General features: G+C 69.1%; 14 protein-coding genes. 8 read left to right on the plus strand and 6 right to left on the minus strand.

Features of this window, described 5'->3' with window-relative positions; all coding sequences use genetic code 11:
- A partial coding sequence (locus ACLU3S_RS21310; RefSeq protein WP_413953511.1) for an AfsR/SARP family transcriptional regulator occupies positions 1–938 on the minus strand: 938 nt, incomplete at its 3' end.
- Between the two features lie 373 nt (positions 939–1,311).
- Between ACLU3S_RS21310 and ACLU3S_RS21315 the strand changes: the two genes are divergently transcribed.
- On the plus strand, positions 1,312–1,542 hold the full coding sequence (locus tag ACLU3S_RS21315; RefSeq protein WP_413953512.1) for a hypothetical protein: 231 nt from the start codon (positions 1,312–1,314) through the stop codon (positions 1,540–1,542).
- A 308-nt stretch (positions 1,543–1,850) separates the two neighbouring features.
- Here ACLU3S_RS21315 and ACLU3S_RS21320 read toward each other — a convergent pair whose 3' ends face one another.
- Positions 1,851–3,038 (minus strand): fumarylacetoacetate hydrolase family protein, encoded by a 1,188-nt coding sequence (locus tag ACLU3S_RS21320; RefSeq protein WP_413953513.1) that lies wholly within the window; start codon positions 3,036–3,038, stop codon positions 1,851–1,853.
- 53 nt (positions 3,039–3,091) lie between these two features.
- Positions 3,092–4,828, minus strand: coding sequence for an IlvD/Edd family dehydratase (locus tag ACLU3S_RS21325; protein ID WP_413953514.1), 1,737 nt, complete (start codon positions 4,826–4,828; stop codon positions 3,092–3,094).
- A gap of 151 nt (positions 4,829–4,979) precedes the next feature.
- Between ACLU3S_RS21325 and ACLU3S_RS21330 the strand changes: the two genes are divergently transcribed.
- On the plus strand, positions 4,980–5,678 hold the full coding sequence (locus ACLU3S_RS21330; protein ID WP_413953515.1) for a FadR/GntR family transcriptional regulator: 699 nt from the start codon (positions 4,980–4,982) through the stop codon (positions 5,676–5,678).
- A gap of 145 nt (positions 5,679–5,823) precedes the next feature.
- Here ACLU3S_RS21330 and ACLU3S_RS21335 read toward each other — a convergent pair whose 3' ends face one another.
- Positions 5,824–6,006 (minus strand): TetR/AcrR family transcriptional regulator C-terminal ligand-binding domain-containing protein, encoded by a 183-nt coding sequence (locus ACLU3S_RS21335; RefSeq protein ID WP_413953516.1) that lies wholly within the window; start codon positions 6,004–6,006, stop codon positions 5,824–5,826.
- A gap of 10 nt (positions 6,007–6,016) precedes the next feature.
- Here ACLU3S_RS21335 and ACLU3S_RS21340 point away from each other — a divergent pair, with 10 nt between their 5' ends.
- Complete coding sequence (locus ACLU3S_RS21340) at positions 6,017–6,445, plus strand: alpha/beta fold hydrolase (RefSeq protein ID WP_413953517.1); 429 nt, start codon at positions 6,017–6,019, stop codon at positions 6,443–6,445.
- 191 nt (positions 6,446–6,636) lie between these two features.
- On the opposite strand, the gene ACLU3S_RS21345 is transcribed toward ACLU3S_RS21340, so the two are convergent.
- A complete protein-coding gene (locus ACLU3S_RS21345) occupies positions 6,637–7,422 on the minus strand; it encodes an IclR family transcriptional regulator (RefSeq protein ID WP_413953518.1) in 786 nt (261 codons plus the stop codon).
- 382 nt (positions 7,423–7,804) lie between these two features.
- Between ACLU3S_RS21345 and ACLU3S_RS21350 the strand changes: the two genes are divergently transcribed.
- Both ACLU3S_RS21350 and ACLU3S_RS21355 read left to right on the plus strand, forming a co-directional pair.
- Positions 7,805–8,965 (plus strand): M20 family metallopeptidase, encoded by a 1,161-nt coding sequence (locus ACLU3S_RS21350; RefSeq protein ID WP_413953519.1) that lies wholly within the window; start codon positions 7,805–7,807, stop codon positions 8,963–8,965.
- 145 nt (positions 8,966–9,110) lie between these two features.
- Positions 9,111–9,344: a zinc-binding dehydrogenase gene (locus ACLU3S_RS21355; RefSeq protein ID WP_413953520.1), complete on the plus strand. Its 234-nt coding sequence runs from the start codon at positions 9,111–9,113 to the stop codon at positions 9,342–9,344.
- Positions 9,345–9,419: 75 nt separating this feature from the next.
- On the opposite strand, the gene ACLU3S_RS21360 is transcribed toward ACLU3S_RS21355, so the two are convergent.
- A complete protein-coding gene (locus tag ACLU3S_RS21360) occupies positions 9,420–10,448 on the minus strand; it encodes a LacI family DNA-binding transcriptional regulator (protein WP_413953521.1) in 1,029 nt (342 codons plus the stop codon).
- Positions 10,449–10,987: 539 nt separating this feature from the next.
- Here ACLU3S_RS21360 and ACLU3S_RS21365 point away from each other — a divergent pair.
- From ACLU3S_RS21365 to ACLU3S_RS21375, 3 genes are read left to right on the plus strand one after another with little or no spacing between them, the layout of a single operon-like run.
- Complete coding sequence (locus ACLU3S_RS21365; RefSeq protein WP_413953522.1) at positions 10,988–12,319, plus strand: extracellular solute-binding protein; 1,332 nt, start codon at positions 10,988–10,990, stop codon at positions 12,317–12,319.
- A complete protein-coding gene (locus ACLU3S_RS21370; protein ID WP_413953523.1) occupies positions 12,316–13,218 on the plus strand; it encodes a carbohydrate ABC transporter permease in 903 nt (300 codons plus the stop codon). Before ACLU3S_RS21365 ends, ACLU3S_RS21370 begins: the two co-directional genes overlap by 4 nt.
- A 1-nt stretch (position 13,219) precedes the next feature.
- A complete protein-coding gene (locus tag ACLU3S_RS21375; protein WP_413953524.1) occupies positions 13,220–14,116 on the plus strand; it encodes a carbohydrate ABC transporter permease in 897 nt (298 codons plus the stop codon).
- Positions 14,117–14,200 lie beyond the last annotated feature (84 nt).

Genomic DNA, 14,200 nt, shown 5'->3' on the forward strand with positions numbered 1-14,200 from the left:
CGGAAGCTGCTGCCGGCCGCCTGGACGAAGAGCCGGAGCAGGTCATGGACGCGGTAACGGCCGGACGGGTCCTCCTGCAGCAGCCCGGCGTCGACAAGGGCGCGCAGGACCAGGGAACCCGGGGTCGGGGGAGAGGCACGTTCGAGACCCGCCGGTGCCGGGGGAGCGGTCGGCGGCGGCACGCCCGCGGGAGGCAGTTCGGGGTGCCTGCCGGCCAACTCGCCGCGCAGTACGACACGTTGGAGGTTGCGCAGCGTGGGGCCGGGCTCCACGCCCAGCTCGGTACCGAGGTAGTGGTGGATCCTGCGGTACTCGGCGAGTGCCTCGGCACGCCGTCCTGATCGGTACAGGGCCTCGATGAGAAGGGCCGACAGGCCCTCGTGCCCGGGATCGGCCCGCACCGCGTCGCGGGCCTCGGCGATCATCTCCCGGTGTCGCCCCAGGCGCAGTTCACCGTCGATGACCCGCTCGACGGCGAGCAGTCGCTCCTCGGCCAGGCGCGGTACGTGGTCACGATGAAGCTCGTCGGAGTGGACGTTGCCGAGGAGTGGCCCCTTCCAAAGGCTCAGCGCCGTCCGCGCGAGACGCAGCGCCGACTCCTGGTCTTCGCTGACGTCGGCTCGGGAGAGTAAGGCGCGGAACTGGAGCAGGTCGAGGGTGTCGGCATCGGCATGGAGCCGGTAGCCGCCGGGCACGGCCTCGATGGCATGGTCGGCGACGCCGTACTTGGCGAAGAGCCGGCGCAGCCGCAGCACACATGTGTGCAGCGCCGACCGGCCGCCGGCCGGCGGCCGGCTCCCCCAGACCACGTGCTGGAGCAGTTCGGCGGAGACGACCGTGCCGGGGTGCAGCAGCAGCGCGGCGAGAAGCGAACTCGGCTTGGAAGGCGGCAGCACGACCGTCTCGCGACCGTCGGTGATGGCCAGCAGGCCGAGCACCAGGAACCGCGGGCGACCGGCGGCCGGCGCAGTGGTTGTCTGATCGGAGTGTGCGCCGTCGGGCGCCGGGTTACCAGTTTTCACCACGGCCTTTCGCATCACACGGTCGGTGGACCGCCAACAGCCTTGCAGCGCAAGGCAGTTGACTGGACCAGGGGTGGTGGTCTCGAACAACTGCGCCCGCCGAAAAGGGAAGTTAGATTCGAACAGGACACCGCGTCCAGAGGTCGGCGCGAAACAATGGGTTACGTATGGGAGCCCCGGTGTCTTCTGTTGTTCGTAGCGCAACCTGAGGTTGGCGGTGGCCCCGGAAGGGCATACTGTCCCAGTGGAGTGCGCGGCGCCCCCCAACGCCCGCACCGGAGGAGGACGCATGCCGTGGTGGGCGCTGTACCCCGTCGTCCTGGCGATCAGCGGGCCCGTCGCTCTGTACGCCATCACCCGGCGCAAGCGCCGGTCCGACGACGCCGACGACCGGTACCAGGAACTTGCGCGCGAGCACGCCGCTCCGCTGGGGCAGGTCACGTCGGGTGGTCCGCCGGCCGGCCCGGCGGACCAGGAGGCGACGTCCGGGCCGGTCCGGCGGGAGACCTTCGGGGGATGAGAACTCGTCACTTGAACGTGGCGCGCGGTGAAGTGCTGCACGACGTCCTCGTTCGTTGCCGCATCCCGGCGGCGGCCACTGCCACTCGCGACCGGGGACAGGGGCGTACGGTCGGCGTCGGGTCATCAGGCCAGGTCTGATACGGCCGCCGGGCACGTTGTGAGGGTCCGGAAACCGGGGCGGGAGCTCGTGGCCCGGTCTTGAGCCGGGTGTGCGCAGCGCCCGTCGCGGCGGTGGCGGCGCTGCGCACACGGGGTCCGGGCCCGGACACGCGGTGCTCCGGGCCCCGCCCGCACTGTCTCAGTGCCTCACAGCAGGCCGCGCTCGGCGAGGCTGCGCATCAGCGCGCGGACGCCGAACGTCCACGGCGGGGCCTGCTCGCTGGTGGTGACGGTGTTGACCAGAGCGCCGAGCCGGGGGCTGGAGATCCGTACGATGTCGCCGTCCTCGTGGGTGAAGCCCGAGCCGGGTGCGTGCCGGTCCTCGGTGGGGGCGAACAAGGTGCCGGTGAACAGCACGAAGCCGTCCGGGTACTGGTGGTGCGCACCGTGCGTGGCGGCCACCAGGTCCAGTACGTCGCGGCTGATCTCGCGCATGGAGCTGCTGCCGTGCAGGACGTAACCGTCCGTGCCGTCGACCCGTAGGTCGACGTAGAGCCCGCGTACGGTGTCGAGGTCGAAGCCGTCGTCGAGCAGGCGGACGAACGGGCCGATCGCGCAGGAGGCGTTGTTGTCCTTGGCCCGGGACAGCAGCAGCGCGCTGCGTCCCTCGATGTCGCGGAGGTTGACGTCGTTGCCCAGCGTCGCGCCGCGTACCCGTCCGCGGGAGTCCACGACGAGGACGACCTCGGGCTCGGGGTTGTTCCACTGCGAGGCGCCGAGCACACCGATGTCCGCTCCGGTGCCGACCGCGGACAGCACCGGGGCCTTGGTGAACACCTCCGGGTCCGGCCCGAGTCCGACCTCCAGATACTGCGACCACAGGCCCTCGGAGACCAGAAGTTCCTTGGCCTTGGCGGCCTCCGGCGAGCCGGGGCGGACGCCGGCGAGCGCGCCGCCCACCACCTGCCCGACGCGCTCGCGCACCCGGGCCGCCTGCGCCGGATCGCCGCCCGTGCGCTCCTCGACGACACGCTCCAGCAGACTGCCCGCGAAGGTGACACCCGCGGCCTTGATCACCTGCAGATCGACGGGGGCGAGCAGATGCGCGACGTCACGGCGGCCGGCCGGGGCTTGCAGCAGTTCGTCCAGGCGCCAGGTGTACCCGCCCTCGGCCTGTCGGACGATGGTCGCCGCGTCGTCGCGTTCCAGCAGGTCCGAGACAGTGGGTGCGATGGCCGTCAGGTCGACGACCTGCTCGCCCCGAACGGCCGCCACACAGGGCCCGTTCCACCCCGGGTCGTGGACACGTGCGACAAGGGCGGCCCGATCGGCGTCCTTTGGCAGAACGGAGGTGGTGGTGAGGGCCGGACGCGGGCGCGTTGCTGCCGATTCCACGATGGCGCTTCCTGTTCTCCTGGATTCGAGGGAGGGTGCCGCCGGGTGCGGACTCAGTGGGAGTCCCGGGGGACTTCGTGTCCGCGGCTTCCGCGCAGGAAGCCGAAGTCGGCGCCCTTGTCGGCCTGTTCGACGTTCTGGGTGTAGAGCCAGGCGTAGCCGCTGGTGTGGCGCTCGGCGGGGGCCTTCCACGCCTCCCGGCGGCGCACCAGCTCTGCGTCGTCCACGTCCAGGCGCAGGGTGCGGTTCGGGACGTCGAGGACGATCAAGTCCCCGTCGCGCACCAGGGCGAGGGGTCCGCCGACGGCGGCCTCGGGCGCCACGTGCAGTACCACGGTCCCGTACCCGGTGCCGCTCATCCGGCCGTCGCAGATGCGCACCATGTCCTTGACCCCGGCCTTCAACAGCTTGGCGGGCAGCGGGACGTTGGAGACCTCGGGCATGCCGGGGTAACCCTTGGGGCCGGCGTTGCGGATGACGATGACGGTGTTCTCGTCGACGTCGAGCTCCGGGTCGTCGGCAACCTCGTGATAGGCCTCGGGGGAGTCGAAGACGAGCGCGGGGCCGCGGTGTGTGAGCAGGTGCGGTGACGCGGCGGACTGCTTGATGACGGCGCCGTCGGGACACAGGTTGCCGCGCAGCACGGCGGTTCCGGTGCCGGCCGGCTGGAACGGGGCATCGACGCCGGTGATCACGTCGGAGCCGACACGCTCGGCGTTCTCGACGTTCTCGGCGATGCCGCGTCCGGTGACGGTGAGCTGCTCGCCGTGCAGCAGCCGGCCCCGGAGGAGTTCGGCCATCACGGCGGGCAGGCCACCGGCGTAGCAGAAGTCCTCCATCAGGTACGTGCCGCTGGGCATCAGATTGACCAGGGTCGGCACCTCGCGGGCCAGGGCGTCGAAGTCCTCCGGACTCAGGTCGACGCCCACGCGTCCGGCGATGGCGGTGAGATGGATGATGGCGTTGGTGGAACCGCCGATGGCCGCGTTGACCCGGATGGCGTTCTCGAATGCCTCCCGGGTCAGGATCCGCGAGGGACGCAGTTCCTCCTCCACCATCCGCACGATGCGCTGCCCAGCCGCCTGCGCGGTCTCCATCCGCCGGGAATCGACGGCCGGCCAGGCCGCCGAGCCCGGGAGCTGCATGCCGAGTGCCTCGGCCATGCAGGCCATCGTGGAGGCGGTCCCCATCGTCATGCAGTGACCGTTGGAGCGGGCCATGCAGCCTTCGGCGAAGAAGCACTCCTCCTCGGTCATCCGGCCGGTCTTGAGGTCCTCCTCGAACTTCCACACATGGGTCCCCGACCCCACGTCCTGGCCCCGGTACTTGCCGTTGAGCATCGGCCCGCCGGTGACCATGACGGCGGGCAGGTCGACGCTGGCCGCGCCCATCAGCATCGCCGGCGTCGTCTTGTCACAGCCGGACAGCAGTACCACCCCGTCGAGCGGGTTCGCCCGGATCAACTCCTCGACCTCCATGGCCATGAGGTTTCGGTACAGCATGGCGGTGGGGCGCATCAGGGTCTCGCCGGTGGCCATGGTGGGGAACTGGAGCGGGAAGCCGCCCGCCTGCCACACACCACGCTTGACGGCTTCGGCGACACGTGTCAGGTGGGCGTTGCACGGGGCGAGTTCGGAGGCGCTGGTCGCGATGCCGATGACGGGGCGGCCGTCGAAGACCTCGTGACCGAATCCCTGGTTGCGCATCCAGGAGCGGTAGAGCATCCCGCTGCGGCCACTCGCACCGAACCAGGCCTGGCTGCGCAGGCTCGTCTTGTTCCCGTCGGTCATGTAGGTACTCCAGTGGCTCTCGCGTCGGCTGGTGCGCGGTCGGGCGACGTCGGGTGAGGACCCCGAGGCTGTAGCCTGGGAGGCAATCATTAAATGATTCGATGAATGGCGTCCAGGGGGGGGAACGGAGATCGTGGTGCACTTCCCGACCATGCATGAGCGAGTGGTCGACGAGCTCGGCCGCCGCATCGTGGGCGGAGTGTGGGAGCCGGGGCATCCGTTGCCGGTCGAGGACCTGCTCGCGACCGAGATCGGCGTCAGCCGGGGTGCGTTGCGGGAGGCGGTCAAGGCTCTGGTGGCCAAGGGGATGCTGCGTGTTCGCCCGCGCACCGGCACGCGGGTCCTGCCCCCGGAGCACTGGAACCACCTGGATCGTGACGTACTGCGCTGGAAACAGGCCGGGGACGCCGCGGCACTGTTGCGCGACACGACCGAACTGCGCAGGATCATCGAGCCCGAGGCCGCCCGGCTCGCCGCCGACCGGGCCGGCCCCGACGACATACGAGCTCTGTACGACGCCCTGGCCGCCATGGAGGCCGCAGCGGCGGAACCCGGCCGCAGCGGTTACATCGAGGCCGACATCGCCTTCCACCAAGCCCTGCTCGACGCCGGCGGCAACCGGCTGCTCGGCTCACTGGGCCGCGCCATCGGCATCGCGCTGGAACACAGCTTCCACGTCAGCACCCAGACCCCGGGCGCGGTGGAAGCCTCGCTGCCAGGCCACCGCGCCATCGTGGAAGCCGTGGCGGCCGGGGATCCCGCGGCAGCCGCGGCCGCCGTACTGACCGTCGTCGAAGCCGCCGAAAAGGAGATCACCCAGTCACCGGGGCTTCCCCGGGATCCTGGGTGAGACGCCTCGCCCCGGAGAACGACGGTGAGGTGAGGTCCGCGTAGCTCCGTTCAGGGTCGAAAACCGACGATCAGCGTTGACACCTGGCTCTCCGGTCACCGAAGTTCGCCCGAACCGCTCGGCGTCGTCATTGACGACGCCGAGGTCAGTCGGGGAGGAGGTGCGAGACGAGGGCGCGCGTCCAGTCGGGGGTGAGGAGGAGGTCGGTGAAGACGGCGCGGTAGTAGAGGGGGGCGAGTATGGCGTCTGTGGTGCGCTCGAGGGTCGGGGGCTGATGGCCCCGGGCCCGTTCCCGGTCGAGGATGGCTTCGAGCTTCCTCCCCGACACGGTGTCGCATGTGGTCGCACTCGACTCGCTCACCTATCTGTCCCTCTTCCCGGCGCAGAGCGAAGAGCGGACCGACGCGATGGTGCGCATGTTCCAAGAGGACTTCGCGGCAGGCGTACGAGGCCGCGTCGAGGGCGGCTCGCCGGCGGGCTTCGACCCGGTGCTCAAGAACGCGTACTTCGAGAAGATGGTCGCGGTGCGACAGCCCGCCGGACTGCGTTCCATCGAGGGCCTGGTGCACTGGGACATGGACGCGGCACTGCGCGAGACGAAGCAGCCGGTCACCGTGTTCGCGATACGTGACTTCGCGACGCAGGAGGCGATCGAGCGCTACGGCGACCGCTTCGACATCGTCCTCGTCGACCTGGGCAGCCACCACTTCCCGGTGGAGGCACCCGAAGGCACGGCGAAGCTCCTGGCCGGCGTGACAACGGCATGAGGGCCGGTGCAGGCCCGGGCTCCCGTCGACGGGTCGGACGATGCGGGCCCGGACCGATCGATCCGGTGGGGTCGCCAGGAACCGGCTCCCCTTCCTCGGCCGTCTCCGGCTTGCCGACCGCACCCGGACTGCCCCTCGTCGAGCGTCTCGCGTCCCTCGGTCGGACCGAGGCCGAAGGGATACGGTCGCGGTCAGGCGGCCGCGATCAGCTTGCTGATCTCGTCCGCGGCCGTGATGACCAGCCGTGCCAGGGTCTCTTCCTGCGTACTGTCGTAGCGCATCTGCGGAACAGCGAGCGTGACTCCTGCGATGGGGCGCCCGGAGGGGTCCGTGATGGCCGCGGCGAGTGAGGCGACGTGCGGACGAAACCACCCGGACACGTTGCGCGCGTACCCTCGCCCGGCGGTCCGCTTGATCTCCTCGCGGAGCTCGTCGGAACTCGGCATGGGGGACTGGGCGAATTCCCTCAGCTCGCGCTTCAGCAGCTCATCCACATCAGCCGGGTCGAGGCGCGCCATGATCGCGACACCCGCCGAAGTGGCCCGAAGCGGCAGACGCGTGCCCACGTCGAGGACGACGCGGACTATGTGCCTGCTGTCCTGGGTTGCGACGATGACGTAGTCTTCCCCGTCGCGCAGCCCGAGTTGAACCGTTTCGCCGGTCTCTGCGGCAAGGCGTTTGATGACCGGCGCCGCCAGATCCCGAAGATCTTGCTCACCGGCCCCGCGCAGCCCGATGGCGAGAGCCTTCATCGTCACGCCCCACCGCGCGTGCTCACGGTCGACGACCCTCAACCAGCCGGCTTGCTGCAGCGTGACGAGGCACCGTTGAACCGAACTCTTCGGAATCCCCGTCACGCGCGCCAGTTCCGAGACGCCGATGGGCTGTCGCACGGCGACTTCCTCGAGGACGCGAAGCGTACTGAGCACGCTGTTCATCGACCGAATGCCGTTGCCCGGCCTGTCCTGCCCGGTCACGTCTCCGCCAGCCTCCCCGATCCCGGAATTGACTTTTGAGCGTACCACCCACCGCGCAGCCATCTCACATTGCGGCACGGGTGCCTCTTGTCGGAGGCGGGAGGCATGGACTACTCTGCGGCACGCTGTATCGTATAGCGAAACGACATCTCACACGCCAGACCGGACCTGCTTGGACCGATCAGAGCATCCGCCGAGCCGATCCCATCACGCATGCCGGCGCCCGCGCGGTCTGGCCGACCCCGCGGATGAAGCCCGGCGACGTACTCGTGGCATGCGCCGAGCGCGGGGGAGTCCGCGGTACCGAGGCGGCGCCCCACACCACGGTCTCCTCAAGACCGCGGACGCACGACATCCTCCGACTGCTGAATGAGGTAGGGCGATGACCGACATCACCGAGCGCATCAGGCGCGCATTCGACAAGCACCTGAACCTGGTCACGGAGCTCTCGCACGCGATCAACGCCAAACCCGAACTCGCCTTCGAGGAGCACGAGACGTCGGCACTGCTCGTCGCGACCCTCGAGGACAAGGGCGGCTTCACCGTCGAGAAGGGCGTGGCGGATCTTCCGACGGCGTTCGTGGCGTCGGCGGGCTCGGGTGCTCTGGCGATCGGCGTCTGCGCGGAGATGGATGCGCTCCCCGACATCGGTCATGGCTGCGGTCACAACGTCATCGCCGCATCGGCCGTGGGCGCCGCGCTGGCGCTGGCCCCGTTCGCCGACGAGCTGGGGCTGACGGTGCGGGTCTTCGGCACCCCCGCGGAGGAGAGCGGGACAGGCAAGGAAATCATGGTCAACCGGGGCGTCTTCGACGGGACACACGCCGCCATGATGGTGCATCCGCAGGTGAAGGACGTGGTCGTCCCGCAGTTGCGCGCCTCGCGGTCCTGGCGGGTCACCTACACGGGGCGGGGAGGGCATGCGTCACGGCCGTGGAGCGCGTTCAATGCCGCCGATGCGACGGTGCTCGCCCAGACTGCCATCGGGCTGCTGCGACAGCAGTTGCGCGACGGCATCAGAGTGCATCACGTCGTGCGGGAGGCCGGGTCGGCCGTCAATGTCATCGCGGACCGCGCCGTGGTCGACTGCATGATTCGCTGCGACACGATAGCCGAGGTCGACGAGGTGTGGGAGCGCGTGAAACCGTGCTTCGACGCCGGAGCCGTCGCGACCGGGACCAGCGTGGAGTTCGATTCCTTGCCCTCCATCTACCGCGAGTTCCGCCACGACCAGGACCTGGCCCCCCTGTTCGAGAAGAACGCCCGGGCCGTCGGCCGGACGTTCCCGGACTACCCGGACGGCAAGATGTTCGGTTCGACCGACATGGGGAGCGTCTCGCTGCGGATCCCCGCGATTCACCCCATGCTCTCGTTCGACCTTCCGCCCGAGGACGGGAACCACACCGCGGCCTTCGCCGCGGCCGCCCGCGGCCTGGAGGGCGACCGGTTCGTTCGCGACGCCGGTCTGGCCATGGCGCTCACGATCGCGGACGCCGCCCAGTCCGAGTCCGTTCGCGCTCGACTGCTGCGGCGATCCAGGTGAGGAAGAACGGTGCGTCCGCCCGGTGCCGATGGGGCGGGCGACCAGACGCGGGACATCGTGGGCGCCGTCCTCATGAATCCTGTCTGGGGGGAGAAGACAACCTGTCAGGGGCGGCTCACCGTCCGCCGGCTACACCTGGACCGGCGTGGGTGAGGCCGTGGACGGCGGGCCGCCAGGCCGGTTGGGGCGCCTCGACGCCTACCGGTGCCGACTGAACGAAGACCTCACGCAGGTACTGGGTCTGCTGGCCGACGGCGTCCTCGAGCCGCAGATCGCCGCACGGTTCCCCTTGTCCGACACCGCCGCGGCGCTGGCCCTCGCAGAATCCCGCACCGTCGCCGGGAAGGTCGTCGTCCTGCCCGACGCGCGCATGTCGTGAGGCGGCTGACGCACCGTGTTCTCCGCGGTGAGGCGAACGTCGGCTGGTCCTGCCCGAAGGCCGCCCCACCTGAGATCACTTACGCGCCGAGGACCCTCCCCCGGGCGGCGCCGTCGAGGCGCGTACCACGAGTTCGGTGGCGAGTTCGATGTGGTGGGACTCGACCTTGTCGCCGTTGGCCAGCCGGAGGGCGGTGCGCAGGGCGGCACCGCCCATCTCCCTCAGTGGCTGGCGCACGGTGGTCAGTGGCGGCGAGGCCATCTGAGCGAGGTCCGTGTCGTCGAAGCCGACCACACTCAGGTCTTCGGGGATGCGCAGACCTCGGGTGCGGGCGGTCTCGATGACACCGAGGGCGATCTCGTCGTTGCCTGCGAAGATCGCCGTCGGTGGCTCTTCCAGGTCCAGCAGTGCCGCGGCGCCGAGCAAGCCGGTCTCGAACGTGAATTCTCCGGTCCGGACGCAGGCGTCGGGCGCCGGTACTCCTACCGCCTCCATGGCGGCGCGGTAGCCGTGCATGCGTGCCTGATTGCACACCGCCATGGCCGGTCCGCCGAGATAGGCGATGCGGCGGTGGCCGAGAGAGAGCAGGTGCCGGGTCGCAGCCAGGCCACCGGAGAAGTTGGTCGCCCCGACGCTGTTGACCCGGCTGTCCGGCAGGTGCAGCGGGTCCAGCACGACCAGGGGCAGCCCGGCCCGGGCCACTTCCTTCAGGTGCGCGGCGGTGTACGCGCTGGTGACCGCGATGAGGGCGCGGCGCCCGGCTGAGACCAGATCCCGGGCCCAGTGCGGGGCGCGGGACGCCTTACTGATCACCACCGAGGCTCCCGCCCCGGCGGCGGAGTCGATGATGCCTTCCAGAGCCTTGGCCACGTACGGCTTGAGGTCGCCCTGGAACTGCACCTCGATGGTCGGGCTCTCCACGGCCTCGGTGTGGCGGAACACAGGCGCGAGGTAGTCGTGCCGATGCAGCAGTTCCTGCACCCGGGCGCGGGTCTGAGGCGCCACGTCACCGCGACCGTTGACCACCTTGGACACGGTCGCGACGGAGACCCCAGCCGCTTGGGCGATGTCCGCCAACGTGGTGCGTCTGGCGTGCGCTGGCATCGGTTCCTCTCAGCTGTGCGTCCACCGGTGTGATGAGCCGCCGGTCGTGCGGCGACGCGGGTGGAACCGGTCAACTGTACGGCAACCTCGCGGGGCGCCCGGCGGGCGGGGAAGCTGCTCACCTCCGGCTTGCCCGCGGGCCGGGCCGGTCAGGCACACCGGGGATCGCCGCCCTGGCACCGTCATCCCGGCCCGGAGGACATCGACCCGGATCCGGCACCGGCAGCACCACACCCCGCTGGGGCGGCGTGACCTGGTCCGTCACCGGAAGTGGATCAGCCGCTGCCGTCGTATGCCCACTCTGCTCCGCTCTCACTCCGGAGATTTCGAAAAGTTTCGATCCCTGTCAGGGCTTCGCGAGGGCCACAGTCGCCCGATTTTATGCGGCTGACAGTTGCTCAATACCGTGCGTGCACATCCCTTGACACCGCATCGGCCCGAAACCTAGTTTGCACGGACAGAAATCCGAGTCGGCTGTTTCGAAAATCTTTCACCACGACTCACGAGAAGCCGGTGGCTCTCGAGTGCGGAGAACAAACATGGACATGCCCCTGTCTCGGCGCACCCTGTCTCGACGTACACTCCTCGGCATCGCCGCCGGCATACCGATCTCCGCGGCGCTGACGGCCTGCGGCTCGTCCGGTCCCGGCAAGAGCAACGCCGCAGCCACGTACTGGTACCTGAACGGCCAGCCGCAGGAAGGCGTCAGGGCCGGCGCGGTGGACGCCTTCAACAAGGCCCACCCCAAGACGCAGATCAAGGACACCACCTTCCAGAACGACGCGTACAAGACGAAGATCAAGACCGCCATCGGTGCCGGGCAGGCGCCCACCATCATCTGGGGCTGGGGCGGCGGGACCCTGCGCACCTACGTGGAGGCGGGCCAGGTCGAGGACCTCACCTCGTGGTTCGACGAGCACTCCGAGGTCAAGCAGCGGCTGTTCCCGTCCTCGTTCGGCGCGGCGACCGTCAACGGCAAGATCTACGCGATGCCCTGCGAGACCGTGCAGCCGATCATCCTCTTCTACAACAAGAAGGTCTTCGACCAGGTCGGCGTCAAGCCGCCGGAGTCCTGGGACGACATCATGGCGCTGGTGCCCAAGTTCAATGCGAAGGGCATCGCACCGTTCTCCCTGGGTGGCCAGTCCCAGTGGACGAACATGATGTGGCTGGAGTTCCTGTTCGACCGCATCGGCGGTCCCGAGATCTTCCAGGCCGTCATCGAGGGGGAGAAGAACGCCTGGTCCAACCCGGCCGCCATCACCGCGCTCACCAAGGTGCAGGAGCTGGTCAAGGCCAAGGGGTTCATCAAGGGCTTCAGCTCGATCACCGCGGACTCCAACGCCGACCAGGCGCTGCTGTACACCGGCAAGGCGGCGATGATGCTGCACGGTGCCTGGTCGTACGGCATCCAGCAGTCCAACGGTGGGGACTTCGTCTCCAGCGGCGGGCTGGGCTTCATGAACTTCCCGCCCGTCGAAGGCGGCAAGGGCGATCCGAGCGACACCGTCGGCAACCCCGCCCAGTACCTGTCCATCTCCTCGAAGGCCAGCGCAGCGGAGAAGAAGGCCGCCAAGGAGTTCTTCGCCGCCGGCGTCCTCCAGGACGCCGAGGTGAAGGCATGGATCGCCAACGGGCAGGTGCCGATCCGGCTGGGCACGGAGAAACTGCTGGCTGCCTCCAAGAGCGCCGATTTCCTCGAGCTCACCTACGACATCGCCAGCAAGGCCAAGACGTTCGTCCAGTCCTGGGACCAGGCGCTCAGCCCGGCGGCCGCCGCGACGCTGCTGGACAACATCTCCAAGCTGTTCCAGCTGTCCATCTCGCCGCAGCAGTTCGCCGGCAACCTCAACGCGGTCATCGGTAAATGAGCGCCCTCACCAGCCATCCGCCGCGTCGCGAACCGCGCAGCATCCTGCCGTGGCTGGCGGCGCCGGCGCTGGTGGTCTTCGTCTGCTTCGCCGTTGTTCCGCTCGTCGGCGTCTTCGTGCTGAGCTTCACCACGTGGGACGGCATCGGCGCCATCCACGCGTCCGGACTGACCAGCTGGCGTACGGTCCTCACCAACCCCGGGCTCCCGCACGCCCTCTGGGTGACGTTCCTCGTAATGATCGTGTCCTGGGCCGTCCAGACTCCCCTGAGCATTCTGCTCGGCACGTTCATGGCCGGCCGCCAGCGCTACCGTGCGGTGCTGGGCGTGGTGTACTTCATCCCGCTGCTGCTCAGCTCCGCGGCGATCGCGGTCGCGTACAAGGCCCTGCTGGACCCGAATTTCGGCCTCGGTGCCGGGCTGAAGATCGGCGTGCTCAGCCAGGACTGGCTGGGGCGGCCCGGGCTCGCGTTCGGCGTCGTCATCTTCGTCGTCTCCTGGCAGTTCATCCCGTTCCACTCACTGATCTACCAGGGTGGTGTCCAGCAGATTCCGAAGTCCATGTACGAGGCGGCGCAGTTGGACGGTGCCGGGCGGATCCGTCAGTTCTTCAGCATCACGCTTCCTCAGCTGAAATACACCATCATCACCTCGTCCACGCTGATGGTGGTCGGGTCGCTGACCTTCTTCGACCTCATCTGGGTCCTGACCGAGGGCGGCCCCGGAGACGCCACCCGGGTCCTCGCGCTGGACATGTACAAACGGGGATGGCGGGCCAGCCAGATGGGACCGGCCAGCGCCATCGCGGTCATCCTGGTCCTGGTGGGCCTCGCCCTCGCGCTGCTGCTGCGTCGGCTCGGAGGGCGGGACGCCGGTGAGAGCCAACTCGAGGGGGCCTGAGGTGACCACCGCGCTCACCAAGGCGCAACATCCGCAGAAGGCTGCCCGCCGTGAGCGGCAACGCCACTCCCGTCCGGCGGCCCGCCGGAGCAACTGGGTCGCCGGCCTGGCCGGATGGATCTGGCTCGTCGTCGTCGCCGTGCCTCTGTACTGGATCCTCATCACCAGCCTCAAGGTCCAGAGCCGCTACTACACGAGCAACCCGCTGGCGCCTTCTAGCGACCCCACGCTGGACAACTACCGGCTGGTCATCGAGTCCCACTTCATCCGCTACTTCGTGAACAGCGTCGTGGTGACGGTCGGCGCCGTGGTGCCGGCGGTCGCGTTCTCCTTCATGGCCGCTTACGCGATCGTCCGCGGCTGGCGCATGCGGGGCCTGCGTGTGATGAACGGGCTGTTCCTCATGGGGCTGGCCATCCCGCTGCAGGCGACGATCATCCCGGTCTATCTGATCATCATCAAACTGAAGCTGTACGACAGTCTGCTGGGGATGATCCTCCCGTCGATCGCCTTCGCCATCCCGCTGTCCGTGCTGGTGCTCGCCAACTTCGTCCGCGACATACCCAAGGAACTGTTCGACTCGATGCGGGTCGACGGCGCCACCGAGTGGACGACGTTGTGGCGACTGGCGGCACCGCTCACCCGCCCGGCCATCCTCACCGTGACGATCTTCAACGGACTGACCATCTGGAACGGGTTCCTGCTGCCGCTGGTCCTCACCCAGAACCCCGACCGCCGGACCCTGCCGCTCGCGCTGTGGACGTTCCAGGGCCAGTACGGCGTCAATGTCCCGGCCGTTGTCGCCGCCGTCGTCCTCACCGCACTGCCCGTCCTGGTCCTGTACGCATTCGGCCGCCGTCAGATGCTCAGCGGTCTGACCGCCGGATTCAGCCGGTGACCGACGCCGGCGCCGAGGGCGTCCCGGGCCTTCCGGGATCCCGTGGTGCCGTCGGTGCTGCCCGTCCTGCTCGTCTACCTGTTC

Source organism: Streptomyces sp. AF1A (genome assembly GCF_047340315.1).
In the GTDB taxonomy this organism is placed as follows: domain Bacteria; phylum Actinomycetota; class Actinomycetes; order Streptomycetales; family Streptomycetaceae; genus Streptomyces.